The organism is Bradyrhizobium sp. 160 (assembly GCF_023073735.1).
Classification (GTDB): domain Bacteria; phylum Pseudomonadota; class Alphaproteobacteria; order Rhizobiales; family Xanthobacteraceae; genus Bradyrhizobium.
This window is the reverse complement of the sequence record NZ_JADPKD010000067.1, coordinates 482,618-508,097: the sequence shown is the minus strand read 5'-3', so window position 1 is coordinate 508,097 and position 25,480 is coordinate 482,618. Positions and strand designations below refer to the sequence as shown.

Below are 25,480 nucleotides of genomic sequence, written 5' to 3'. Positions count from 1 at the left end.
AAGGCGCGGTGATAAGGTCCAATCATGACCTGGTCGTTCCTGCTCACCTCGCTCATGGTGGTCGCCTCGCCCGGCACCGGCGTGCTCTACACGCTGGCGGCGGCGCTCACCCGCGGCTCGCGCGCCAGCATCGCCGCGGCCTTCGGCTGCACGCTGGGGATTGTGCCGCACATGATGGCGGCGATGCTCGGCCTTGCCGCGGTGCTCCACACCAGCGCGCTTGCCTTCGCCGCGCTGAAATGGTGTGGCGTCGCCTATCTGCTCTACATGTCCTGGCAGGCGCTGCGCGAGCGAGGTGCGCTCGCGGTCGAGGGCAAAATCAAGGAGCGGTCGAGCGGCCGCGTCATCGTCACCGGCTTCCTGATCAACATCCTCAATCCCAAACTGTCGATCTTCTTCCTCGCCTTCCTGCCGCAGTTCATCGCGCTCGACGAGGCCCATGTGCTGGCGCGGATGCTGGAATTGAGCGGCGCCTTCATGGCGATGACCTTTGCGGTGTTCGTCGTCTATGGCCTCTGCGCCGCCTCGGTGCGCGAGCGCGTCATCTCCCGGCCCCGCGTCATGGCCTGGCTGCGCCGCAGCTTCGCCGCCGGCTTTGCCGCACTCGGCGCCAAGCTGGCGTTCGCGGAGCGGTAGTCTTTCTTTCTCCCAATAAAAAAGCGGGCCTTGCGCCCGCCACCTTCAAACTCTCGATCTTGCCCGACGCCCGGGCGGAGCGAGGCTCCACCCGGGCAAAGAAAAAGAAGCTGCGTTACTTCTTCTTCGCCTTCTTGGCCTTCTTCGCCTTCTTCTTCGCCGCCTTCTTCGCTTTCTTAGCCATAGTATCCTCTTAGGGTTTAATGGTGGGAACGCGACACGAGGGATGCTCGGCGGAGGGCCAGCCTCGCAACATCCTCGACGACAAACTCAGCAGATTCGCGCTCCTCTGCCCCGTGCCGTCACATCTGTGTCATCGTGTTATCCACAGCTCAGATGCATTTTCAGGTGATTTTGCTGCGCGAATCCGCATCGCCGCGTCGGCGCACCGTCGCTTGCGACAGGCTTAACGATCCGACAACAGCCAGGCGCCGTTCATGAATCCAAAACCAAAGGCGCGTTTTCAAGAGTCGCAGTGAGACTCCATTAAGCGCAACTCGCGCATTGTCGCCGGAAGAAAACGGGGATGGGTGATGGACGGACGGCTGCCAGGGACGGGGGGCGCGACGCTGCGCGTGCCGCACGCGCCATGCTGAACGTACCGACATTGTGGACGGTCTTCGTCGTCAACTTCCTGGCGCTCGGTGTGATCTGGGCCTACGTGACGCGCTCCTATCCGAAATTCGCAGCCGCGCGATTCTGGATGGCCTCGTCCTTCGTCGGCGCCGCCGGCGCGATGACGGCCCTGATCCGTCTGTTCGTCGCCTCGCCCCTGCCGCTTCTGCTCGGCGCAGCCGGCGTCATTGCCGCGAGCTGCCTCGCCGCCATGGGCATTCAGCGCTTCTATGACCGGCCGGTCTCGTGGCGTCTCATGACCGCAACGGGAGGCTTGAGCCTCACCGGCGTCATGGTCTTTACAGTCAGCTTCGAGCACATGCAGCTGCGCATGCTCAGCTACACGCTCGGCCAGGCCTTGCCGCTGGTGCTGGCGCTGCGCCTCCTGCTGTCGCCGGAGGGGCGTGTCAGCCCCGGCGCGCGGCTGTCCGGCATCGTCATCCTCGGCATCATCGCGATCCTGTTCGCCCGTATGGTGGGCAATCTGCTCGGCCACGATCTCTCGGCGCGGGCCGGCGGCCAGACCCATGCCGTCATGGTGCTGGGGCTGCTGTTCCTGTCGATGACGCTGAATTTCGGTTTCCTGCTGCTGGCAATGGACAGCTTGCGCAACGAGGTTGCCGACCTCGCGCTGCTCGACGATCTCACCGGCGTCGCCAACAGGCGGCATCTGCTGCAGCGCCTGACCGAGGAATGCGCCCGCTCGGAGCGCGGCGGCGCGCCGTTCTCGCTGCTGGTGATCGATCTCGACGGCTTCAAGACCATCAACGACACGCATGGCCATGCCGCGGGCGACGCCTGCCTGAAGCACTTCACGCTGATGGCGCAGACGCGCCTAAGGCCCGGCGACATGCTGGCTCGTACCGGCGGCGACGAGTTCTGCATCGTGCTGCCGTCGTCGTCGCTGCGCGAGGCTGCCGCGATCGCTCGCCGCGTGCTCGAGGTCTGCCGTCAGGACGCCGCGGCCTGCACCGGCCGCGACATTCCGATCGCGATCTCGATTGGGGTTGCACAGTGGGACCGCGGCGTCGGTCAATTCCCGGACCGCCTGATCGCGCATGCCGACCACGCCCTCTACGCTGCCAAGAAGAACGGCAAGAACGATCTTGCCGTCTACGATCCGGCCCCGCCGCTCTCGCCCGAGCCGATCGGTCCCGGTGAGGCCGCGCACCACTTCGCGTAAGGGCGTGCTACATCAGGGGTCGCATTGGACCCGCATCACGATGTCCCGCCTGCTCGCGGTCGTTCTTGCCGCCCTGTACCTGACCGTCCCCGCCGCCGCTGAGAATGCCGAGCTGGAAAAACTCGCGCGCGCCTCCGGCACGCCCGAGATTCCCGGCCTGAAGATCGTGTGGCTTGCGCCATGGCGCGACGTCGACAGCGCAAACCGTTGGCGCAACATCATCGTGCACCAGACCGAGGGGCCCGCCGGTTCGGCGCGGGGCGGCGCGCTGGCGCAGGCGAAGAACCCGACCCGGCGCGGGGTCACGGTGTGGGTCGAGACCGACGGCACGGTCTATTGGGCGGTGGCGGAGAATTTGGTGCCGACCCATGGCGACGGCGCCAACCGCAACGACAACAAATACATCGATAACAGGTCGACCTATCGCCAGATCGTGCGCGACAATTCGATCGGCGTCGAGTTCGCCGGCAATTATCCTGACGTTGCGGCCGGGCCGACCGAGGCACAGGTCGCAGCCTGGAAGATCCTGGTTAGGGTGCTGCGCACGCGCTACGGCATCCCGGCCGATCGCGTCTACGCGCACAATTGGATCGACTACAAGGACGCCCGCTATTGCGAAGGCTGCTGGCTCGCGACGCTGGCGAGGGTTTGGGGGGAGTGAGCGCCCGATCGTGCATCAATCCCGCTCGCTGCGGCACTTCCGCCGGCCCGTCTGCCGCCAGCAAGCGCGGCGCATGACAGCGCGCGTGATGCTGCACTTCGCACCGCTCAACAAGGCACCGCCCCAAACAAAAAAGCCGGCGTTGCCGCCGGCTTTTGTCTCTCTTCGACCCGCCAATTCCTGGCGCCGACAAAGCCCGCTTAATGCGCGGCTTCCAGCGCAGCCTGTTCCTGTCTTGCGATCGTGCCCTTGACCGCGGACTGCACCTTCTCGAAGGCGCGGACCTCGATCTGGCGGACGCGCTCGCGCGACACGCCGAACTCGGCGGCAAGGTCTTCCAGCGTCATCGGCTCATCGGCGAGGCGGCGGGCCTCGAAGATGCGGCGTTCGCGCGGGTTGAGCACGCCCATGGCGCCGTTCAGCGCGTCACGGCGGTGATCATACTCCTCGTGCTCCGCCATCATGGCTTCCTGGTTGGGCGTATTGTCGACCAGCCAGTCCTGCCATTCGCCGGCTTCGCCGTCGTCGCGGATCGGCGCGTTGAGCGAGGCGTCGCCGCCGAGACGGCGGTTCATGTCGATCACGTCCTGATCCGTCACGCCCAGCCGCTTGGCAATGGTCGCGACCTGGTCGGGGCGGAGATCGCCTTCGTCCAGCGCGTTGATCTTGCTCTTCGCCTTGCGCAGGTTGAAGAACAGCTTCTTCTGGTTCGCGGTGGTGCCCATCTTCACGAGTGACCAGGAACGCAGGATGTACTCTTGAATCGACGCCTTGATCCACCACATCGCGTAGGTGGCGAGACGGAACCCCTTCTCGGGTTCGAATCGCTTCACCGCCTGCATCAGGCCGACATTGCCTTCCGAGACGACCTCGGAGATCGGCAGGCCGTAGCCGCGATAGCCCATGGCAATCTTGGCCACGAGGCGGAGATGGCTGGTGACGAGTTGGTGCGCCGCGTCGCGATCGTCATGCTCGCGCCAACGCTTGGCGAGCATGTATTCCTGCTGGGGTTCCAGCATCGGAAACTTGCGGATCTCGGCGAGGTAGCGAGAAAGGCCGGATTCTCCATTGAGGACCGGCAAAGCAGCGGTACGGGCCATAGTGCGCCCTCCAAAAGGTTCAGGCCCCCGATAGCGGCGGGCCAGGCAGACGACCGCTGTGTTAAAGCCGGCCGTAGCTGCGATGTTCCGCGTTGGGTCAATTTCAACGCAGGCGCAATATAGCCTATCGGGGCTCGAAAAGGGAAGGATTGCTGACGTCACGTCCCCGTGTGGCAGCTATAACTTTTTGTAATGTAAAGGCTTTCTGAAGGGGCCTGCGTCATAGCGCCGCTTTGAGGCAGCTTTGAAGGAGAAGCAAATCCTCCGGCAGCGGTGCCTCCCAGTGCAGTAATTCTCCGGTTCTTGGGTGCTCAAATACGAGCAGGTAAGCGTGTAAGGCCTGTCGCCCCAGCGCCGTCAAGGCCGCCTGCGACTCAGGCCCGAGCTGGTTCGCCTTGGTCTTGAAATGCGGACCATAGACCGCGTCGCCCAGCAGGGGATGGCCGATATGGGCGAGGTGGACGCGGATCTGGTGGGTGCGTCCGGTCTCGAGCTCGCAGGCGAGCAGGGCAGCGACGGGTTTGCCATCGCGGCCGGCAAAGCTCTCCAGGATTTCCCAATGCGTCACTGCCTCGCGGCCGCCCTGGCGCACCGCCATCTTTTCGCGTGCATGCGGATGGCGGTCGATCGGCGCGTCCACCGTGCCGCGATGCCGGTTCGGCACGCCCCAGGCGAAGGCCATGTAGCCGCGCCGCATCTCGCCGGTGCGGCCGTGGTCGGCGAATTGCGCGGACAGCGAGGCATGGGCGAGGTCGTTCTTGGCGACCACCATCAGCCCTGTCGTGTCCTTGTCGAGCCGGTGCACGATGCCGGGCCTGCGCACCCCGCCGATGCCGGATAGGGAGGCGCCGCAATGGGCGATCAGTGCGTTCACCAGCGTGCCGGTCTCGTGCCCGGCCGCGGGGTGCACGACCAGGCCCTTCGGCTTGTTGATGACGATGATGTCGTCGTCCTCGAACACGATATCGAGGGCGATATCCTCGCCTTTCGGCTCCGCCGGCGCCGCCTCCGGCACGTCGATTGTGATCGTATCGCCGGGACTGACGTGATAAGCGGGGTCGCGGACCGCGGAGGCCTTCAGGTGTACTGCGCCCGCCAGGATCAGGGCTTTCAGCCTCGATCGCGACAGTTCGGTAAGGTGCGCCGCCAGCACGCGGTCGAGCCGGGCCGAGCCCTCGTCGCCGGCGACGACAACCTCCAACCTTTGCGCAGAGCCCGAGCTTTCCATGACGACCGAAACCGCTGTTCCCGAACCGACCCCCGAGCAGGCCGCGCTGTTCGCGCGGGTGCGGCGGATGATGCTGATCGCGGGGTTGACCACGGCGCTGGCGATCTGCGCCGTCCTGATCGCGGTGGGCTACCGTCTTTTCAAGTCGGAGGGAAGGGCGGTCGAGGTGGCCGGCGACGTCATCGCTACCCTGCCGAAAGGCGCCAGGATCGTCTCGACCGGCGTGGCGGGCGATCGCCTCGTTGTCACACTGGACATCGGCGGCGTCACCGAGCTCCGCACCTTCGATGCCCACACCTTGAAACCGGCCGGAATGTTGAAATTTGCCAATGAGCCCTAAAACGGCTGCTGGGTCCTTGCGGCGGACAAATTTCGAGGTTATTGGCTAACCCTCACGCTCCCTTCGTCTAGCGGTTAGGACGCGGCCCTCTCAAGGCTGAAACAGGGGTTCGATTCCCCTAGGGAGCGCCATTTGCCTACGAGCTGGGCACTCCAAAATCGGCCGTTTTTACGGCTCGAAGCCGCAACGAGCGCTTGAGCAAGCTCTTCATGTGGCTTGGCACGGCGCGCCCTTACGCGGTCGTGCCGTCGATCGAGCGGCGGATCACCCGCTGCACTTCCGCATTCGATAGAAACAGGTCGTGGTTGACGATGCCCCAGCCTTCCTGGGAGGCATCGATCACGCGCACACCAAGCCGCGCGATGGCGGCCTTTTCGGCGGCGCCGACCCTCGTCATTCCACCTGCGATTTGTCCCGACAGCGCCAATGCGCGATCGTTCGTCGCAGCAATCACGGTGATCTTGCCGGCGAGCGGGCCGATGCGCTGGATCGCCGACGAGAATACGTCCATGTCGATATCAGGTGCGGCAAACACGACCGAGCCGATCTTGCTCGCAACGGTGTCGCCGTAGCGGGCATAGAGCTGACGCAGGCTTTCGAGCGTCAGCATGGTTCCCATGCTGTGCGCAACGATGTGCACTCGACCGGCGCTTGGAGCCGACACCAGCGCAGAGAGCACGCGTTCGAAATCGTCGCGAGACCACATCGCGCTGTCGCGGTCATAGGCATAGTCGAACAATCCTGCCTTGGAGGGCCAGGAGAACACCATGGTCCGGCCGCGGAACTTGATCCCATCGGAGAGATGGGCGCCGTCCAGCACCGCCGTCTCGAATGTCTGCTTGAAGCCGTGCACATAGATCAGCACGTCTCCTCCGCCGGCCTGCGCAACGAGATCGGCAAGGTCGGCCGACACCGGCTCGACCCGATCCACGCGCCAATCGCCAAGTCCAACAGAGGCAAGAGAAAGACGGCTTTCGTCCGGCGCCACCAGCTTCGCCCGCGCGACCGTCATGCTGGTCGCGCGCTCCGGCCCGAACCAGGGTTTCGTGCGACCGCCGCTCACGGGCTTGCGCGTGGTGGTAACAAGCAATGTGGGGTCGATAGAAAGGGACGAGGCGTCGAAGCGCGCGCCGGTCGCACCCAAGCCGGCGCATCCGCCGAGCGCGAGGGCACTCCCTGCCGACACAAATCCGCCGAGCAGAGCGCGGCGGGAAACAGCATGATGCGAGTCGCGTTGCAGGAGACGTCGGATGATCACAGGAACCTTTGGGAACTTTGCCCACCGTAACGCCGCCCCGGCTAGCTCCCTGAATGACAATGGAGGCGAGAAGACGGCGGAGCCGCTTCGCGATTGGCTGTATGATCATGGCGTTCGCGTCCGCCGCCGCAGGACGTGCGAGCCGTCCCGTGAAGTTCTGGAACCGGCTGGCGTCGTTTCAATGATGACCGGCCGACACCCTTGCGGCATAGCAACCTAGCGCCGGTCGTAAAAATTGCCGGGCCGTCGCGCGGTATCGGCGGCGGCTCGGATGGGACCCACTGACGTCGGGCAAAACAGCGAAATTGGCGTCAAGCCTTCCTTGCAAAAATATTCCACTTTACCGAAATTCGGATTTGTCGTATGTGTCGCCCATTCCAGCCCACCAAGGGGCGGTCGTACGTCGTCACGAACGCGGGCTGGAGTTGCGGTGGACGCGGGCGGCGTTAAAGGCGGGCTTGTGCGTGCAGGGCGAGATGAACCTCGTGAGCATGGCACGTCCTGCGAAGACGGACGGCGCCCATGTCCGGCGAGGCCTTTTGGCGGAGCCGGATGGCTCGCGTACGGCGAAACCGTGTGGTCCTGGCCGTCGTTGCTACGGTCAAGCTCTTGCGGATGCGGCGTTGGCGTCAACCGGCGCGGTGTCCGTGACTTCTGCGAGGGCGAGGGAGGCCAGAACGAATTCGGCTCCCGGGAGAGCGCGGCATAGGCCGTCAAACCATCGCGCAGGGAAGGCCTGGTTTCGGCTGCCCTGTGTCTCCCCTGTGCATTGCGTGTGCATTCGTTCAGCGCAGGGGTCTTATGGGTGCCAGCCGGCGCCCGGTCTTCCCTGCGCCCTTTCCTCCGAGAGGGTTGAAGAGGAGAGCACAGCTCGGGCACAACATGCCGCGGGGCTGCAAGCGCGCGTCCGTGATCTCCTGTCAACGACCTTCCGTGGAAGCATGATGCGTCGGCCTCGGTGGAGGTGGTCGTTGCCCGCGGAATCTGCCTTGATGCGATATCAGCGCGGAGGAGTTTCGACATGAGCGGCTTGGTGATCTCTGGCGGTCGGGTGGTGGATCCCGCCAGCGGAATGGACGCCATCGGCGACGTTGCGGTGGTGGACGGCAGGATCGCCGCGGTCGGCGCCTCGCTCGGCAGCGCCGAGCGGGTGATCGACGCGACCGGCCTCGTGGTCGCGCCCGGCTTCATCGATCTGCACGCGCATGGCCAGTCGGTCCCGGCCGACCGCATGCAGGCCTTCGACGGCGTGACGACGACGCTCGATCTCGAGGCGGGCGTGCTGCCGGTCGCATCCTGGTATGAACGCCAGGCCAGGAAGGGGCGCGTGCTGAATTACGGCGCCGCCGCTAACTGGGCATTTGCGCGCATCGGCGCGATGACGGGCTCTAATGCGGAGAGTTCGCTGGAGGCTTTCGGCAATGCCATGCGCGACCGCCGCTGGATCGACAACGTCGCGACCGATGCGGAGGTCGCCGGCATCCTCGATCGCCTTTCGCGCGGCCTCAACGAGGGCGGCATCGGCATCGGCATCTTGAACGCTTATGCGCCCGGCGCCGGGGTGCAGGAGCTCACTGCGGTCTGCCAGCTCGCGGCTGCAAAGGACGTGCCGACCTTCACCCACGTCGCCTTTATGTCGCGCATCGATCCTGAGAGCGCGGCGGAAGCCTATATCCGCCTGATCGGCTATGCCGGCGCCACCGGCGCGCACATGCACATCTGCCATTTTAATTCATCGAGCAAGACCGACATCGAGCGCTGCCGCGTGCTGGTCGAGAAGGCGCAGGTGCAGGGCCTGCCGATCACGGTTGAGGCCTATCCTTACGGCACCGGCTCGACCGTGCTCGCCGCCGCCTTCTTCAGCGATCCCGAGTTCGTCGAGCGCAACGGCACCGGCTATGATTCGGTACAGCGGGTGACTGATGGCCATCGCTTTCGCGACCGCGAGGAGTTGCTCAAGGCGCAGGCCGAAGAGCCGTCCTCGCTGGTGCTCTGGCACATCCTCGACACCGAGAACAATGCGCATCACCGCGACCTGCTCGACCTCTCGGTGCTGTATCCCGGCGGCGCGATCGCCTCCGACGCGATGCCGTGGACGCTGCCTGACGGCTCGACCTACACCGGCGATGCCTGGCCCCTGCCGGATGATGCCACCTCGCATCCACGCTCGGCCGGCTGCTTCACGAAATTCATCCGCGAATGGGTGCGTGAGCGCAAGACGGTGTCGCTGCTCGAAGGCGTGCGCAAATGCGCGCTGATCCCCGCGGAGATATTGTCGCAGAGCACGCCGGCGATGCGCGCCAAGGGCCGGCTCGATAGGGGCGCGGATGCCGACATCGTCGTGTTCGACTACGAGAAGCTCTCGGACCGCGCGACCTTCACGGCGATGAACCGCCCCTCCGAGGGCGTGCGGCATCTGATCGTCAGCGGCGAGCCGCTGATCAGTGATGGCGTGCTGGACGTGGCGGCGCGGCCTGGCCGCCCCGTGCGCCGGCCCGCCATCGGGAGCTGATTCATGCCGGTCCCCATCCTCCTGGTGACGGGCTTTCTGGGGGCGGGCAAGACCACGGTCGTCAACCATCTGCTGGCGCATGCGGACGGGCGACGCATCGCCGCCGTTATCAACGATTTCGGCGCGATCAACATCGATGCGGAGTTGATCGCCGGTGCGAGCGACGGCGTGGTCAGCCTCGCCAACGGCTGCATCTGCTGCTCGCTCGAAGGAGATCTCTTGCGCACGCTGTCGACGTTGCTGCGGCGCGATCCTAAGCCCGAATATATCGTCATCGAGACCAGCGGCGTCGCCGATCCCGCCGACATTGTGCGCAATCTGATGGATCCGGTGATCCTGCGCGAGGCGCCGCTGGAGACGGTGCTCTGCGTGCTGGATGCGACGGCGCCGCCGGCCGCCCTGGAGGATGCGCTCCAGCGGTCGCAGTTGCGCGTTGCCGATATCGTGGCGCTGAGCAAGCTGGATCTGGCGGATGCCGGCGCAGGGCTGCGCATGCGCGAGGCCATCCGGGCACAGCGCGTCCCTGCCGCGGTGGTCGATGCGAACCATGGCGAGATTCCTGCCGCGCTGCTGTTCCCCGCGAACGTAGATCGCGCGCCTGCGCTGCGCGAGCCAGGGCCGAAACGTCCCGCCGAGGAGCGCTTCGAGACGCTGAGCTGGACCTCGGAGCAGCCCATCTCGCTGCCGCGTTTGCAGCAGGCCATCAGCCGCCTTGCGCCAAAGCTGGCGCGCGCCAAAGGTCTGTTCGAGACCATCGAGCAGCCCGGCCGCCTGATGGTGTTTCAATTCGCCGCCGGCCGCGCCACGCTGGCGCCGGGTGAAGCGCCGGCACCAGGCGCGCCGCGAGCACGGATCGTTTTCATCGCCGAGCTCGGGGTGCTCACGAAGGCGGAGCTGGATGGAATCATGGAGGCGTGCGTTGCAGGCTGAAGCTGCAGCTCGTACCACATCAGGCGAATTGCGCGATGCCGTTTCCGACCGACCAATTCTCCTTGGGCGCATCGAGCACGTTCACGAACACGTCCGCGGGCCGGATGCCCGGGCTTTCTCCGAGCAGGTCCGCGATGCGGCGATACAGCGCCGTCTTCTGCTCTGCGGTGCGCGAGGCGAACACCGTGATCTGGATCAGCACGGCTTCATCGCTGCGCTGGACGCCGTAGGCGTTGCCGCAGCGGAAATTCGCGGGCGCGAGCTCGCTGATGGTCATGAATTGGTCGCCCTCGGGCACGTTCAGCGTCTCGCGCATCGCGCGGTAGAGGCCGTCGAGGATCGCCTGCCGATAGGCTTCCGGCTTGCCGGCGCGCATCGAGATGTGGAGCAGAGGCATGGGGATTCCCTTTTTGGTTTCGGCGCGACCGCCTGCTAGCGGGCCGCGCATAGACGAAGCTGGCGATCAATTTGTTTTTGACGTAGTGTCAAAAAATCACGTTCTTGACACCTTGTCAAATACTATCGGCCAAGTCAGGACCGGCAGTGAAAGAGGATCGCCATTGAGACCGCGCGAGTTCGACCACGACGACGTCCTGCGCATCGCGTTCGAGCAGTTCTGGCGCAAGGGTGTGCGCGGCACATCGCTGTCGGACATCGCGCGTGATGCCGGCGTCCAGCGCGGCAGCCTCTACAATGCGTTCGGCAGCAAGGAGGCGCTGTTCTTGCAAGCCTATGAACGCTACGCAGGCGATTATCTCCTCGTCCTGCAAAAGGCGCTCGGCGCGGGCTCATTGCGCAAACGCCTCGCCGCGTTCTTCGACTTGACCATCAGCAACTTCCGCTCGGGCTCTCCCCCGCGGGGATGTCCGACCACGCGTGGCTTGATGGAGCTCGGCGCGGCCGAAGGCGAAGGGCTGGATGAGGAGGCGCGTCAGGCTTTTGCAAGCCTCGTCTCGCGCATCACTGCTCTGGTCCAGGATACGCTGTCAGCGGGCGCCGAACGTGGCGAGTTCAGCGGCAACCCCGCCGCCGCAGCCCTGCACATCGTTACGGTGACGCGCGGTCTCGCCGTGCTCGAACGTGCATTCGGCGACGAGCCGCAATTGCGCAAGATCGCCGCCCACACAATCGACCTCGTGCTGGGTAAGAAGTGTGGCTAGGTGGATATGCGACAAACGACGATCCCAGCGGTGGTCGCGCCGGGATCGTCTGGAGGTTTTATGGAAGGCGTCGAGCTCCGCCTCTCCATGGCGACGTTGATAGCGCAAGGCCGCTCCGGATGCGACTAGAAGCCGTCAAAATGTCAGCACAACGTCAGTGCAGCGTCGGACTGCCCACAAACCAGCTTTTCATAGCCATCGTCCGATCATGCGCGAATGAGCGGACGTGCCGGTCGGGCAGGATGAGACCTGCCATGCGGAAGATCGTTGCAAGCCCGCGCACCGGCGCCAGCGCCCAATCGGCTCCCTCCGGCGGCAGCCAGCACTCGAACTGCTCGCGCGCGACGTCGATGCGCTCCTGCTGGGTCGCGGCAATCGCCCGCAGGATTCCGTGCTCACTATCGGACATGCGCGGGCAGGTGGGGCAATGCACTTCGATCGCCGTATGCGCCATGCACGCAAAGATCTCGATGATGGATTCCAGTGAGGGCACCGCATCGCCGACGCGAAAATGGTCGTACACCTGCTTGATCTCGGCCGCAGTCGGGACGGCGCTTCCGCTGCGTGCTTTCGCCCGAAATCCCCAGATGAAGAGCCGCTCCGCCGCGCTCAGCGCGGGAAGGTTGAGGGACCCGGTATATGTCGATTGATGCATTGAGACTCCGGCCTTCGGCTGTGCTCACGCCATGGCTGGCGTTGATCATCTGCGCCGATGGTTCTGCCAGAGCCCTCTGCAAGTCAACGTTCGCAGGGGCGATATCGAGGTCTTCTAGATTTGAGAAGCTTCAATCTCGGATGCAGCCAGCTTTGCAGGCCCGCGAAGCCGGGCGGTGCACCTGCACTCGTCCCTACGCAATTTTGCGGGGACTTGGGAAACCAATGCTTAAAGCTTTGCTAAGGAGCGCAGGATAAACTGGCATATCTGCCCTTCCAATTCCTGCGAGCACCGATGATTTTCTCCCGCATCAGTTTCAAGCTGGTCCTGATTGTCGGCATCAGCCTCCTCGGCATGGTCGCGCTGGTGCCGCTCGCGCTATCCACCCTGCGCGCGCAGATGATCGCCGACCGCCAGGCCAAGACGCAGCACATGGTGGATGTCGGCTACGGCATCCTGGCGCATTACCAGAAGCTCGAGAGCGAAGGAAAACTCTCGCGCGAGCAGGCCCAGGCCGGGGCAATGGCTGAAATCAAGAGCCTGCGCTACGACAAGGTCGAGTATTTCTGGATCAACGACATGGCCCCCAAGATGGTCATGCACCCGATCAAGCCCGAGCTCGACGGCAAGGACCTCTCCGGGATGAAGGATCCCGCGGGCAACGCCCTGTTCATGGGCTTCGTCGACGTCGTCAACAAGCAGGGCGCGGGCTTCTACGGCTATCTCTGGCCGAAGCCCGGGTTCGACCAGCCGGTCGGGAAAATCTCCTATGTGAAGGGCTTTGCGCCCTGGGGCTGGATCATCGGGACCGGCATCTATCTCGACGATGTCGACGCCGTCTTCCGCCAGAATGCGATGACCTTCGGCTATTTATGTCTCGCCGTGCTGGTCCTGGTCCTCGGCGCCTCCTTCCTGATCGGGCGAAGCGTCACCCGGCCGCTGGCCAGGATCACCGGGCTGACCGAGCGGCTCGCCGCCGGCGATAGCTCATTCGATGTGCCCTACACCGATCGCCGCGACGAGGTTGGCGGGCTCGCCAAGGCGCTCGCCATATTCAAGGACAATGCGTCGGCGGTCAGCCGGATGCATGCCGAGCAGGAAGAGTTGAAGCAGAAGGCCGACGACGAGAAGCGCAGGGCGATGGCCGATCTTGCCGGCAAGTTCGAGGCAAGCGTTCAGGCCGTCGTGCGCGATGTCTTCAACGAGGCGCGCGCGATGCAGCAGGCTGCGCAGGGCATGTCGGAGACCGCGAACAAGGCGACCGACCGCGCGAGCTTCGTCGCCACCGCCTGCCAGCAGGCCTCGAGCAACGTGCAGACGGTGGCCTCGGCCGCCGGCGAACTGTCGTCCTCGATCGCCGAAATCAGCCAGCGCGTCGCGCAGGCCGCCAGCGTGGCCGACAAGGCCGCCGCCGATGGTCAGCGCACCAACGACACCGTGCAGGGACTGGCCGCTGCCGCGCACAAGATCGGCGAGGTCATCGACCTCATCAATCAGATCGCCTCGCAGACCAATCTGCTCGCGCTCAACGCCACCATCGAGGCAGCGCGGGCCGGCGAAGCCGGCAAGGGCTTTGCGGTGGTCGCGAGCGAAGTGAAATCGCTGGCGAGCCAGACCGCGAAGGCGACCGACGAGATCGGAGCGCAGATCACCGCGATCCAGGCCGAGACCAACCAGGTGGTCGGCAACATCGAGAGCATTCGCAAAACCATCATGGAAGTCAACGAGATCTCCTCGTCGATCGCAGCCGCGGTCGAGGAGCAGGGCGCTGCGACCCAGGCGATCGCCCACAGCGTGCAGGAGGCGGCCGCCGGTACCGACCAGGTCTCGCAAAACATCGCCGGCGTCACCGATGCCACGGCGGCGACAGGCCAAGCCGCCGGTCTCGTGCTGCAATCGAGCGGCCGACTGACGCAGAAGCTGCAATCGCTGGAGAACGAGGTCAGCGTCTTCGTTGCGGGCGTGCGGGCGGCCTGATCGTCGCCGATCCGTCTGCCGTGACGTGGACTATTGGCCTCGTCACGGCGCATGCGACTAGATCGAAATTCCGGCCTGCGGGAGCGGTCATTGCGGCCGTCCTTCTCGCTCTTGACGGCTGCGGTTAAAGTGAAGAAGCAGGATCTTCGAACCTGCCGACCCGCGCCTGGCCTCGCGGGCAAGGAGACCGTTGCATGTCGTTCAAGAAGCTCCTGATCGCCAACCGCGGCGAGATCGCCATCCGCATCGCGCGCGCCGCGGCCGATGCCGGCATTATGACGGTTGCGATCCACCCCGCTGACGATGCGCTGTCGCTGCATGTGCGTGTTGCCGACGAAGCGATCGAGATCGCCGGCCGTGGTGCGCGGGCCTATCTCGACATCGACGCGGTGGTGACGGCGGCGAAAGCGGCCGGTTGCGATGCCGTGCATCCCGGCTACGGCTTCCTCAGTGAGAACGCGGCATTCGCAACAGCCTGCGCTGACGCGGGCGTCGCTTTCGTCGGGCCGAAGCCAGCAGCGCTCGAGCTGTTCGGCGACAAGGTTGCGGCACGGCAATTGGCGAAGCGCTGCGGTGTGCCGATCATCGCGGGCACCAGCGGGCCGTCGTCACTGGAGGAGATCACAGCCTTCTTCGCCTCGCTCGGCGGCGACGCGGCGATCGTGATTAAGGCGATGGCCGGCGGTGGCGGTCGCGGCATGCGCGTCGTGGACAACGCCGCCGATCTCGCGGAAGCCTATGCGCGCTGCCAGTCCGAAGCCAAGGCGGCGTTCGGCTTCGACGGCGTCTATGCCGAGCGGCTGATCCGGCAGGCGCGCCATATCGAGGTGCAGATCATCGGCGACCGCTTCGGCGCGATCTCTCACCTGTGGGAGCGCGAATGCACCATCCAGCGCCGGCATCAGAAGCTGATAGAGGTCGCGCCGAGTCCCTCGCTGAGCGATGGCTTGCGCGGCCGCATCATCGAGGCGGCGAAGCAGCTCGCCGCGGCCGCCTCTTACGACAATCTCGGCACGTTCGAGTTCCTGGTCGATGGCAGCGCCGACGACAGCTTTGCCTTCATCGAGGCCAATCCGCGGCTCCAGGTCGAGCACACCGTGACGGAAGAGGTGCTCGGCCTCGACCTCGTCCGCGCTCAGCTCGCGGTCACCGCAGGTGCGACGCTCGCCTCGATCGGCTTTGCGCAAGTGGATATTCCGAAGCCGCGCGGCTATGCCATGCAGCTTCGCATCAACATGGAGACGCTGGACGAAACGGGGGCGACGCACCCGACCGGCGGCGTGCTCGCCGTGTTCGAGCCGCCGTCAGGGCCCGGCGTTCGCGTCGATAGCTTTGGCTATGCCGGCTATAAGACCAGCGCGGCGTTCGACTCGCTGCTGGCGAAGGTCATCGTGCATACGCCGGTCGATGCCTGGCACGACGTGGTCGCGAAGGCCTCGCGTGCCTTGCGCGAGTTCCGAATTGACGGCGTCGTCGCCAACATCGCCTTTCTTCAGGCCGTGCTTGCGCATCCCGATTTCAGGACCAACCGCATCGCGACCGATTTCATCGACCGCAATATCGGCAAGCTCGTGGACGCATCCGACGGTGCTGCAAAGCCGCTGTACTTTGCTGCGGCCGAGCGAAGCAGCGCTCACGGCGCCGAGGCGAACGTCGCGCAAGTCGTGCCTGAAGGGGCGGTGATGGTCGCGGCCCCCTTGCAGGGAACCATCGTCACTATCCAGGTGAAGGAAGGCGAGATCGTCCGCCCCGGCCAGCAGCTCGCCGTGATCGAATCCATGAAGATGGAGCACCTCGTCATGGCCGAGCAAGGCGGCCGGGTCATGAAGCTCGTTGTCGCCGACGGCGTCACGCTGATGCATGGCGAGCCGATTCTTTTTCTGGAACCGCTCGACGTTGCGGCGGATAGCACGGCGGCGGAAGCCGACATCGATCTCGATCACATCCGTCCCGACCTCGCGGAGCTGATCGCGCGTCAGGCCAATACGCTCGACGAGAACCGCCCTGCCGCGGTCGAACGCCGCCGCAACACCAACCAGCGCACCGCGCGCGAGAACGTTGCCCAGCTCGTCGACCCCGGCTCGTTCATGGAGTATGGCAGCCTGGCGATTGCGGCCCAGCGCCGCCGGCGCAAGCTCGACGATCTCATCAAGAACACGCCGGCCGACGGCCTCGTCATGGGCGTTGCCACCGTCAACGCCGAAAAGTTCGGCCCGGAAGGCGGGCGCTGCATCGTCGTGGCTTATGACTACACCGTGCTCGCGGGTACGCAGGGCCACATGAACCACAAGAAGATCGACCGCATGCTGACGCTGGCGGAGGATTGGCGCGTGCCGCTGGTGTTCTACGCCGAAGGCGGCGGGGGCCGGCCCGGCGACACTGACCGGCTCGGCATGACCGGCCTCGACGGGCCGTCCTTCGTGCAGTTCGCAAGGTTGTCCGGCCTCGTGCCCGTAGTCGGTGTCGTCTCCGGCTATTGCTTCGCCGGCAATGCTGCGATGCTCGGCTGCTGCGACGTCATCATCGCGACCAAGAACGCCTCGATCGGCATGGGCGGCCCGGCAATGATCGAGGGCGGCGGGCTCGGCGTCTATCATCCGGCCGAGGTCGGGCCGGTCTCGTTCCAGGCGCCGAACGGCGTCATCGACATCCTCGTCGAAGACGAAGAGCAGGCAACGCGCGTTGCGCAGAAATACCTGTCCTATTTCCAGGGCGCGGTGTCGAATTGGGAAGCCGCCGACCAGCGCCTGCTCCGCCGCGCCATCCCCGAAAACCGTCTTCGCGTCTACGACATCCGCCGCGTGACCGAGCTCGTCGCGGACAAGGACTCCATGCTGGAGCTGCGCCGCGACTACGGCGTCGGCATGATCACCGCGCTGATCCGCATCGAAGGCAAGCCGTTCGGCCTGATTGCCAACAATCCGCGCCATCTCGGCGGCGCGATCGATGCCGATGCCGGCGACAAGGCCGCGCGTTTCCTCCAGCTCTGCGACGCTTTCGATCTGCCCGTCGTCTCGCTCTGCGACACACCCGGCTTCATGGTCGGCCCGGAAGCGGAGAAGACCGCAATCGTGCGCCACGTCTCGCGCATGTTCGTGACCGGAGCCAGCCTCACAGTGCCTTTATTCGGCATCGTGCTGCGCAAGGGCTACGGGCTCGGCGCGCAGTCGATGATCGGCGGCGGCTTCCACGCCTCGTTCTTCACCGCGGCTTGGCCGACCGGCGAGTTTGGCGGCATGGGGCTGGAGGGCTATGTCCGTCTCGGCTTCCGCAAGGAGATGGAGGCGATCGCCGATCCCGAAGAGCGCGAGACCTACTACCGCAACAAGGTCGCCGAGCTCTATGCCAACGGCAAGGCAGTTTCGATTGCCTCCGTGTTCGAGATCGACAATGTCATCGACCCCGCCGAGACGCGGCGCTGGATCATGGCGGGCCTGCGCTCAGTGCCAAAGCCGCCCGCGCGGACGGGCAAGAAGCGGCCGTGCATCGATACGTGGTGAGCGCGGTGCAGCAATTTTGACTGCGCCGCGTGCGTTCCCGGTTCCCGATTGACATCCCCGCCCGCGGTGCCAGACTTTGCGCAAAATACAGGGTGGAGACGTCCGCGATGGCCAGCCTTTCGGCCTCGAACCATGTCGCCCGTGTCTTGTCCGTCGCCAATCAGGCTACTGACCGCTTGGCGGACGTCGATGCCTCTTCGCGGATTGCCAATTCCTGGCGGCGCTGCCTGGTCAATCACAAGCTCGATCCCGCCCGCCGCGGGCCGCCGCAGACGCTGACCGAAGCCGAGATCCGTCACGTTGCCGAGCCGATGGAGGAGACGATCAGGCTCGCAACGCCCGAGCTCGACGATCTCGCCACGGTGCTGCGCGAGGCTGGCTATTGCGTCAATCTCGCGGACGCGAGCGCGACCATGCTGTTAAGCCGGTTGCCGGGCGAGGCCGACGCCGACATCTTCCTGCGCTGGAAGGTCTACACCGGCTCCAACTTTTCGGAGGCCTTCGAAGGCACCAACGGACTCGGCACCTGCCTTGCGGAGCAGAAATCGATCCTGGTGCATCGGGACGAGCATTTTCGCGAACAGTGGAGCATTTTCTCCTGCGCGGTGACGCCCTTGTTCGACCAAGCGGGTCGCATTGCTGGCGCCGTCAACATCACGTCGTGTCGTGATGACCTCAGCCGCGCCTCGCATCAGCTTGCGCTCGCGGTGACGATGGCTGCGGCGCGGCGAATGGAGGACGCGATCTTCCGCGGTCATTTCCGCGACGCCTGGGTTGCGACCGTGCCTGGAGACGGCGGCCGCGGCCTGCTCGCCTATGACGATGATCGGCGCATCGTCGGCGCCTGCCGTTCTGCGCGTGCGCTGCTGGGCCTAACCGACGGCATGATCGCGTCCGGCATCGATCTATCACGCTATGTCAGGTTCGTTCGTCACGCAGCGCGCGGCGCGGACGAGATCGTCGAGTTGCGCCGCGCCGACGGCAGTCCGTTAGGCCGGGGCCGTGTCGCGCCCCCGTTGCGCGCGAGGGCGCGTCGGCCGGCCCCGCGCGGCGACGGCTCCGTCGATCGATTCGACGCGTTGCACCGGCTCGCCGGTAGCGACCCCGGACTGATCAGAAGCGTAAAACGGCTCAGGCGCATCAGTGACCACAATCTGCCGGTGCTGCTGCATGGCGAGACCGGCGTCGGCAAGGACGTGTTCGCGCGCGCCATTCATGCGGCCAGCAACCGCGCGCGCAACAATTATGTCGCGCTGAACTGCGCGGCGATGCCGGAGAGCCTGATCGACGCCGAGCTGTTCGGCTACGAGGCCGGCGCCTTCACCGGTGCGCGGCGCGACGGCTCGAAAGGCCTGATCGTGCAGGCCGATGGCGGCACGCTGTTCCTGGACGAGATCGGCGACATGCCGATCGCGCTCCAAACCCGCTTGCTGCGCGTGCTGGAAAACCGCGAGGTCTGGCCGCTCGGCGCGCTCAAGCCTGTCGCCGTCGACATCCGCCTGATCAGCGCCACCCATCGCGATCTCGGCCGCATGGCCGAGGAGGGCGCCTTCCGCGCCGACCTCTATTTCCGCCTGCGCGGCATGGAGGTGCGATTGCCGGCGTTGCGCGAGCGCGCCGACCGCGACGACGTCATCCGCCATATTGCACGCGAGGAGGCGCCGAACTGCCGACTCTCGGATGAAGCCTGGTCGCAGCTCGTGGCCTATCCGTTCCCCGGCAATATGCGCCAACTCCGCCACGTGCTGCGGCTTGCCGGCTGCACCGCGGAGGACGGTGTCATCACCGATGCCGATCTCGATTTGCCGCGGTTCGGAAAGGCGGAGCCGGATCTCGAAGCGGCCGAGCGCGCCACGATCGTCGAGGCGCTGCGCAGGCAGGGTGGTCGCGTCACCGAGGCAGCACGCGCGCTGAAGCTCAGCCGCGCGACGCTTTATCGCAAGATCAAGCTGCTGAAGATCGAGACGACGCAGTAGCGTCGAAAAAACGAGTCGCTCCCGCAAGCGGGGCGAGAGAGCACGCCGCCTCTGCCGCCGTCACGAAAAATCCGTCCAGCTCAGATGCCGTGCATCGAGGTCGCCGATCGTCACGCCCTCGCGGATCTCCTGCGGCCTGTGAAAATTACCGCGCAGATAGACCAGCGGCTTGGCGCCATCCGCATGCGACACGCCGCGCACCTCGCCGATGAAGATCGAATGCGTCTTCGTCTCGAACTCCTGCGCCAGCACGCAGTCGAACGCCGCGACCGCGTCCGTCAGCACCGGCGCGCCGGTCTTGCCTCGCGTCCATTGTCCGAAAGCGAAGCGGTCGTCGCCGTTGACGCCTTTCTGGCCGCTGAAAGTCAGCGCCAGCAGGGCGTGATCCTCGTGCAGGAAGTTGATTGCAAATGCGCCTTCCTCGCGAATGCGCCCGTGTGCGCTGGCGCTACGGTTGACGCAGACGATCAGCGACGGCGGATTGTCGGAGAGCGAGCAGGCCGAGGTCACGGTCAGTCCGGTGCGCTTGCCGTGCTGGGCGCCGACCGTCACCAGCGCAACCGCGCCGGCGCATTGGCGCATCGCCTGCTTGAAATCCTTGGCGTCGACCGTCACGCGGAAATCTCCGAGATTGGGTGGGTGCGGCACGATCGCGCCGCACCCATACCGGGTCAAGCCGCCTTGCGCGCGGAGCCGAGATGCGTCAGGCGCGGCATCACCTCGTTCTTCAGCAGCGACAGCGAACGGTGCCAGGCTTCGGCCTTGTGCTTGTAGTCGAAGCCGAACACCAAGAGGACGCCGAAGCCGCCGACCTCGTCGTAGATCTTCTCGATCTTCTCGGCGACGGTCGCCGGCGAGCCGACGATCCAGTTCCGCTTGGCGCAATATTCGACGGTGACGTCGCTGTCGGGCACGTCAGGCGCGTGCTTGAGGTAGTCCTTGAAGCCGAAATGGCCGAGCAGCGGCAGGAAGTATTCGCTCATCATCCGGCCCATCATGTCGCCGGTCGAGAGCTTCCAGGCTTCCTCGTCGGTATCGGCAACGAACACCTCTCGCACCAGCCGCCAGTCCTGTCGGTTCGGTTTGCGTCCGGTCTTGGCGGCGCCGATCTCGACCGAATCCCAATGGCTCGAGACATAGGCCGGGTTGAGGTTGAGGCTCATCGGAATGAATCCGCGCTCGCCTGCCAGTTTTAGCGTGTCGGAATTCTTGGAAAGCCCGGCGACGCCGATCGGCGGATGCGGCGCCTGGAACGGCTTGATGTGAGGCTTGAGGAAGTCGAACATCGTGTCAGGCTTGGTCACCGTCCAGAACTTGCCCTTGTGGGTGAAGGGCGCCGGCTCGGTCCACAGCTTCAGGATGATTTCCAACGCCTCGCGGGTCATGTCGCGGTTCTGTCCGCTCATGCCGTCGACGTTGAACATCGCCCAGTCGCTCGGCAGGCCGCTCGCCGCGACGCCGAAATTGAGACGGCCCTCGGAGAGATGATCGAGCATCGCGACGCGGTTGGCGAGCTCGGCCGGGTGATGGTAGGGCAGCAGGAAGCCGCCCGGGCCGATGCGAAGCTTCTTGGTCTGCATCAGCGCCTGTGCGATTAGAAGATCCGGCGTCGGGTTGGGTTCCCAGGGAGCGGTGTGGTGCTCGCCGACCCAGGCCTCCTGATAGCCGAGCTCGTCGAGCCAGCGCATGACCTGCAGGTCCCAGTCGTTCCCTTCCTTCAGGCCGCACTCCGGCGGATGCGAAGGCATCGTGAAATAGCCGATCTCCATGGGTTTCCTCATCTGATGTTGACGCGTCTTGTTGCGCGTTGGCGGAGCTGAGTGGCGAAGCTTCAGCAAGCGGTGTGCCAGCGCGGTGGGGCCTCAAATCAGTGAGAAAGGGCTGGTTTGCCCTCGCAATAGCCGGTATCTCGGCACAGACTTGCAACATGTCGTCTCATGTCGCGAGACGACGTCTTAGCCGCAAGACGAGGACAGTTTCGAATGACCGAACCCGCCTACGTCGCGGTGGACTGGGGCACCAGCAGCTTTCGGCTCTGGCTGATCGATCGTGCCGGTCAGGTGCTGGCGGAACGCCGCAGCGGCGAGGGCATGCTGGCTGCGGCCAAGACCGGCTTCCCTGCCGTGCTGCAATCGCATCTTGCGACGCTCGAAGCGCCGGCTCATCTGCCGGTTCTCGTCTGCGGCATGGCCGGTGCCAAGACGGGCTGGGTCGAGGCCGGCTATGTCGACACGCCGGCGCCACTTGCCGCCATCCTGAAGCAGGCTGCGCTTGTGCCCGGCGAGCTGCGCGACATCCGCATCCTGCCGGGCATCGCGCAGCGCGATGCAAACAAGCCGGACGTGATGCGCGGCGAGGAGACGCAGTTGCTCGGCGCGCTCGGCCTCGATGCCGCCGGCGAGGCGCTGGTCTGCATGCCCGGCACGCATTCGAAATGGGTCCGCGTGAAGGGTGGCATTGTCGAGCACTTCTCGACCTTCATGACCGGCGAGCTCTTCAGTGTCGTCTCGCGCGAGACGATCCTGTCGCTCGCGGTCGCCGGCGCCGATGACGTTGAGGACGTCGCAAGCTTCAAGGCGGCGGTGGTTGCTGCATTCAAGGCACCGGCCTTCGCCGCCAATCTTCTGTTCACCGCGCGCTCGCGGCAGCTCTTGTTCGGCGGCACGCCGGCCGCGGCCCGCGAAACGGTATCGGGTACCCTCATTGGCGTCGAGCTCGCAGCGGGCCTTTCCGGGGCCGTCCCGAAAGCTGGCGTCAAGCTGATTGCCTCCGGCCGGCTCGCGATGCTGTACCGGCTCGCCTTCGAGGCGTTGGCAGTCACCGTGCAGCCGATTGACGCCGATGAAGCGGTTCGCCGCGGTCTTTCGATGGCGGCCGCCGCGATCTGGATGAAATGAGAGGAATCTTGAAATGAGCGTTGCCTTTCCGCCGATGAAGCGTCCGCTGGTCGCGATCTTGCGCGGCGTCAAGCCGGAGGAGACCGAGGCGATCGTCGGCGTGCTGATCGAGGCCGGCGTGACCGCAATCGAGATCCCGCTGAACTCGCCAGATCCGTTCCGCTCGATTGCCACCGCTGTGAAGCTCGCGCCCGCCGGCGTGTTGATTGGCGCCGGCACTGTGCTGACGGCCGCAGACGTCGATCGTCTCAACGAAGTCGGCGGCAAGCTGATGGTCTCGCCGAATGTCGATACCGGGGTGCTGGCGCGCGCGCATCAGCACGGCATGGTGACGATGCCCGGCGTGTTCTCGCCGACCGAGGCGCTTCTGGCGGCGCGCTCCGGCGCCTCGAGCCTGAAGTTCTTTCCGGCGAGCGTGCTCGGCGCATCCGGCATCGCCGCGATCCGCGCCGTGCTGCCGGCCGGCGTGATGATTGCCGCTGTCGGTGGTGTCTCCGACCAGAATTTTGCCGAATATATCAAGGGCGGCGTGACGGCGTTCGGGCTCGGCTCAAGCCTCTACAAGCCCGGCATGACGGCGACGGACGTTGCCGCTCGCGCAAAGTTGACGATCGCGGCGTACGATCGGGCGATTGCGCAAGCCTGAGCCGCCAATAAACAAGCCGTGATGCCGTCACGGTCCTGCGTTATCCTATCTTGCTGCACCAGCGAGTTCAGGAGACCGACATGGCAATCAACAACGTAGCCGATCTGTTCGTGGCGACGCTCGAACAGGCCGGCGTCAAGCGCATCTATGGCATCGTCGGCGATAGCCTGAACGGCCTCACCGAGGCGCTGCGCCGCCGCGGCACCATCGACTGGATCCATGTCCGGCACGAAGAGGTCGCGGCGTTTGCCGCCGCCGGCGAAGCCGAGATGACGGGAAGCCTTGCGGTGTGCGCCGGCTCCTGCGGCCCCGGCAATCTGCATCTGATCAACGGCCTGTTCGACGCGCATCGCAGTCGCGTTCCGGTGCTGGCAATCGCGGCGCAGATCCCCTCGGCCGAGGTCGGCGGCGGCTATTTCCAGGAAACGCATCCGCAAAACCTGTTCCGCGAATGCAGCCATTATGGCGAGCTGGTCTCCGATCCCAGCCAGCTTCCTTACGTGCTGGAGAATGCGATCCGTGCGGCGGTCGGCCTGCGCGGTGTCGCCGTCGTCGCCATGCCCGGCGATGTCGCTTTCCGCAGTCCGCCGAAGCGCGCGCTGTCGACGACGCGCGGGCTTACGCCGGCAGCGCCGAAGGTCGTGCCACAGACGGGTGAGTTGCAAGCGCTCGCGGATCTCTTGAACGGTGCCGAACGCGTCACCTTGTTCTGCGGCCGTGGCTGCGCCGGCGCGCATGCGCCGCTGATGCAGCTTGCCGAAACGCTCAAGAGCCCGATTGTGCACGCGCTCGGTGGTAAGGAGCATGTCGAATACGACAATCCCTACGACGTCGGAATGACCGGCTTCATCGGGTTTTCCTCGGGCTACGCGGCCATGCACGCCTGCGACGCGCTCGTTATGCTCGGCACCGACTTCCCCTACAAGCAGTTCTTCCCGACCGACTGCCAGGTCGCGCAGATCGACATCCGCCCCGAAAATCTCGGCCGGCGCTGCAAGATCGATCTCGGCCTCGTCGGCGACGTCAAGCTGACCATCGAGGCGCTGCTGCCGCTATTGAAGACCAAGACGCAGCGCAGGCATCTCGACGATGCCATCGCGCACTACAAGAAGGCGCGCGAGGGTCTCGACCAACTCGCCAGGGGCACGCCGGGAGCCAAGCCGATCCATCCGCAATATCTGGCAAAAGTCATCAGCGACCATGCGTCCGACGATGCCGTGTTCACCGCCGATGTCGGCACGCCCACGGTGTGGGCCGCGCGCTATCTCGACATGAACGGCCGGCGTCGGCTGATCGGCTCCTTCGTGCACGGCTCGATGGCCAACGCCATGCCGCAGGCGATCGGCGCGCAGGCCGCCCAGCCCGGCCGCCAGGTGATCTCACTGTCGGGCGACGGCGGCTTCACCATGCTGATGGGCGATCTGATCACGCTGACGCAGATGAAGCTGCCGGTGAAAGTGGTCGTCTTCAACAACGGCGTGCTCGGCTTCGTCGCGCTGGAGATGAAGGCCGCGGGCTTCGTCGACACCAATGTCGATCTGGAGAATCCTGATTTCGCAGCGATGGCGCGCGCGATGGGTATCTTTGCCCAACGCGTCGAAGACCCCGGCGAGCTGCCCGGCGCGATGAAGGAGATGCTGGCTTATAACGGGCCGGCGCTGCTCGACGTAGTCACCGCCAAGCAGGAGCTGTCGATGCCGCCGACCATCACGCCCGAGCAGCTCAAGGGCTTCAGCCTCTGGGTGCTGCGCGCCGTGATGAACGGTCGTGGCGACGAGGTGCTGGACCTTGCCAAGACGAATCTGCTGCCGCGTTAACTGCGCTTGGCTGACGGCACCGGTAGCCGCTCGTGACGGTGCTGGAAGCGCTGCCAGTGCAGCACGGTGCCGATCAGCAGCGCCGGCACGAAGCCGAGCACGATCAGGAAATGCGGCAGCGCCTTCGGCGAGATGAAGGCAATGGCAACGTCCGAGATCAGCCAGAGCGCGGCGAACATCACCGCGAAATCCGTCCGTGGGCAGCGCAGATAATAGAACACGGCAGTGACGACGATGGCAGGCCCGATCGCAATGGCGATCATCACCGCCGTCAGCTCCTTCGGCGTCAGCGCGTCGAGCACCATCGATGCCAGCAGCCAGAGTGCGGCGAACATGGCGACGATGTCGAGCGGATGCCGCAACTCAATATCTCCCGCGGGAACGCGATA

The 25,480-nt window shown here is 65.3% G+C and carries 21 protein-coding genes and 1 tRNA gene; 14 read left to right on the top strand and 8 right to left on the bottom strand.

Annotation, left to right across the window (positions count from 1 at the left end):
- Positions 1-24: 24 nt before the first annotated feature.
- The 3 genes from IVA98_RS29910 to IVA98_RS29900 all read left to right on the top strand — a co-directional run bounded on the left by IVA98_RS29910 (position 25) and on the right by IVA98_RS29900 (position 3,095).
- Positions 25-636 carry a LysE family translocator gene (locus IVA98_RS29910; protein ID WP_247307415.1) on the top strand — a complete coding sequence of 204 codons (612 nt, stop codon included), beginning with the start codon at positions 25-27 and terminating at the stop codon, positions 634-636.
- A gap of 589 nt (positions 637-1,225) precedes the next feature.
- Positions 1,226-2,434: a GGDEF domain-containing protein gene (locus IVA98_RS29905; RefSeq protein WP_247307595.1), complete on the top strand. Its 1,209-nt coding sequence runs from the start codon at positions 1,226-1,228 to the stop codon at positions 2,432-2,434.
- A 34-nt stretch (positions 2,435-2,468) separates the two neighbouring features.
- On the top strand, positions 2,469-3,095 hold the full coding sequence (locus tag IVA98_RS29900; RefSeq protein ID WP_524536435.1) for a peptidoglycan recognition protein family protein: 627 nt from the start codon (positions 2,469-2,471) through the stop codon (positions 3,093-3,095).
- A gap of 200 nt (positions 3,096-3,295) precedes the next feature.
- Here IVA98_RS29900 and rpoH read toward each other — a convergent pair whose 3' ends face one another.
- A complete protein-coding gene (gene rpoH, locus IVA98_RS29895; protein ID WP_157328162.1) occupies positions 3,296-4,195 on the bottom strand; it encodes an RNA polymerase sigma factor RpoH in 900 nt (299 codons plus the stop codon).
- A 220-nt stretch (positions 4,196-4,415) separates the two neighbouring features.
- Complete coding sequence (locus tag IVA98_RS29890; RefSeq protein WP_247307410.1) at positions 4,416-5,423, bottom strand: RluA family pseudouridine synthase; 1,008 nt, start codon at positions 5,421-5,423, stop codon at positions 4,416-4,418.
- Between IVA98_RS29890 and IVA98_RS29885 the strand changes: the two genes are divergently transcribed.
- Together IVA98_RS29885 and IVA98_RS29880 are read left to right on the top strand one after the other, a co-directional pair.
- The gene (locus IVA98_RS29885; RefSeq protein WP_247307406.1) at positions 5,422-5,763 is read left to right on the top strand and encodes a hypothetical protein; all 342 of its coding nucleotides are present in this window, start codon (positions 5,422-5,424) and stop codon (positions 5,761-5,763) included. The genes IVA98_RS29890 and IVA98_RS29885 overlap by 2 nt on opposite strands.
- A 56-nt stretch (positions 5,764-5,819) precedes the next feature.
- A tRNA-Glu gene (locus IVA98_RS29880) sits at positions 5,820-5,894 on the top strand.
- Between the two features lie 101 nt (positions 5,895-5,995).
- Here IVA98_RS29880 and IVA98_RS29875 read toward each other — a convergent pair.
- Positions 5,996-7,021 carry an alpha/beta hydrolase gene (locus tag IVA98_RS29875; RefSeq protein ID WP_247307403.1) on the bottom strand — a complete coding sequence of 342 codons (1,026 nt, stop codon included), beginning with the start codon at positions 7,019-7,021 and terminating at the stop codon, positions 5,996-5,998.
- Between the two features lie 1,021 nt (positions 7,022-8,042).
- Here IVA98_RS29875 and IVA98_RS29870 point away from each other — a divergent pair.
- Positions 8,043-9,533: an amidohydrolase family protein gene (locus IVA98_RS29870; RefSeq protein WP_247307400.1), complete on the top strand. Its 1,491-nt coding sequence runs from the start codon at positions 8,043-8,045 to the stop codon at positions 9,531-9,533.
- A gap of 3 nt (positions 9,534-9,536) precedes the next feature.
- Entirely contained in the window at positions 9,537-10,463 is a 927-nt protein-coding gene (locus tag IVA98_RS29865) for a CobW family GTP-binding protein (RefSeq protein WP_247307397.1), read from the top strand.
- Positions 10,464-10,482: 19 nt separating this feature from the next.
- On the opposite strand, the gene IVA98_RS29860 is transcribed toward IVA98_RS29865, so the two are convergent.
- Positions 10,483-10,860 carry a tautomerase family protein gene (locus IVA98_RS29860; RefSeq protein ID WP_247356070.1) on the bottom strand — a complete coding sequence of 126 codons (378 nt, stop codon included), beginning with the start codon at positions 10,858-10,860 and terminating at the stop codon, positions 10,483-10,485.
- Positions 10,861-11,023: 163 nt separating this feature from the next.
- Between IVA98_RS29860 and IVA98_RS29855 the strand changes: the two genes are divergently transcribed.
- Positions 11,024-11,623, top strand: coding sequence for a TetR/AcrR family transcriptional regulator (locus IVA98_RS29855; RefSeq protein ID WP_247307391.1), 600 nt, complete (start codon positions 11,024-11,026; stop codon positions 11,621-11,623).
- Positions 11,624-11,777: 154 nt separating this feature from the next.
- Here IVA98_RS29855 and IVA98_RS29850 read toward each other — a convergent pair whose 3' ends face one another.
- The gene (locus IVA98_RS29850; protein WP_247307387.1) at positions 11,778-12,278 is read right to left on the bottom strand and encodes a hypothetical protein; all 501 of its coding nucleotides are present in this window, start codon (positions 12,276-12,278) and stop codon (positions 11,778-11,780) included.
- A gap of 294 nt (positions 12,279-12,572) precedes the next feature.
- Between IVA98_RS29850 and IVA98_RS29845 the strand changes: the two genes are divergently transcribed.
- The 3 genes from IVA98_RS29845 to IVA98_RS29835 all read left to right on the top strand — a co-directional run bounded on the left by IVA98_RS29845 (position 12,573) and on the right by IVA98_RS29835 (position 19,731).
- Positions 12,573-14,255, top strand: a complete 1,683-nt coding sequence (locus tag IVA98_RS29845; RefSeq protein ID WP_247307383.1) for a methyl-accepting chemotaxis protein — start codon at positions 12,573-12,575, stop codon at positions 14,253-14,255.
- 194 nt (positions 14,256-14,449) lie between these two features.
- A complete protein-coding gene (locus IVA98_RS29840) occupies positions 14,450-17,755 on the top strand; it encodes an acetyl-CoA carboxylase family protein (protein WP_247332846.1) in 3,306 nt (1,101 codons plus the stop codon).
- Positions 17,756-17,862: 107 nt separating this feature from the next.
- Positions 17,863-19,731 (top strand): sigma-54-dependent Fis family transcriptional regulator, encoded by a 1,869-nt coding sequence (locus tag IVA98_RS29835; protein ID WP_247307379.1) that lies wholly within the window; start codon positions 17,863-17,865, stop codon positions 19,729-19,731.
- A gap of 60 nt (positions 19,732-19,791) precedes the next feature.
- On the opposite strand, the gene IVA98_RS29830 is transcribed toward IVA98_RS29835, so the two are convergent.
- Together IVA98_RS29830 and IVA98_RS29825 are read right to left on the bottom strand one after the other, a co-directional pair.
- Complete coding sequence (locus tag IVA98_RS29830) at positions 19,792-20,346, bottom strand: flavin reductase family protein (protein WP_247307377.1); 555 nt, start codon at positions 20,344-20,346, stop codon at positions 19,792-19,794.
- Positions 20,347-20,402: 56 nt separating this feature from the next.
- Complete coding sequence (locus IVA98_RS29825; protein WP_247307375.1) at positions 20,403-21,500, bottom strand: LLM class flavin-dependent oxidoreductase; 1,098 nt, start codon at positions 21,498-21,500, stop codon at positions 20,403-20,405.
- A 213-nt stretch (positions 21,501-21,713) separates the two neighbouring features.
- Between IVA98_RS29825 and IVA98_RS29820 the strand changes: the two genes are divergently transcribed.
- The 3 genes from IVA98_RS29820 (at position 21,714) to poxB (ending at position 25,091) form a co-directional block, all read left to right on the top strand.
- Positions 21,714-22,628: a 2-dehydro-3-deoxygalactonokinase gene (locus IVA98_RS29820; RefSeq protein ID WP_247332850.1), complete on the top strand. Its 915-nt coding sequence runs from the start codon at positions 21,714-21,716 to the stop codon at positions 22,626-22,628.
- Positions 22,629-22,641: 13 nt separating this feature from the next.
- Positions 22,642-23,274, top strand: coding sequence for a 2-dehydro-3-deoxy-6-phosphogalactonate aldolase (locus IVA98_RS29815; protein WP_247307371.1), 633 nt, complete (start codon positions 22,642-22,644; stop codon positions 23,272-23,274).
- Positions 23,275-23,354: 80 nt separating this feature from the next.
- A complete protein-coding gene (poxB, locus tag IVA98_RS29810) occupies positions 23,355-25,091 on the top strand; it encodes a ubiquinone-dependent pyruvate dehydrogenase (RefSeq protein ID WP_247307366.1) in 1,737 nt (578 codons plus the stop codon).
- On the opposite strand, the gene IVA98_RS29805 is transcribed toward poxB, so the two are convergent.
- Complete coding sequence (locus IVA98_RS29805; RefSeq protein WP_247307363.1) at positions 25,088-25,453, bottom strand: hypothetical protein; 366 nt, start codon at positions 25,451-25,453, stop codon at positions 25,088-25,090. The genes poxB and IVA98_RS29805 overlap by 4 nt on opposite strands.
- Positions 25,454-25,480 lie beyond the last annotated feature (27 nt).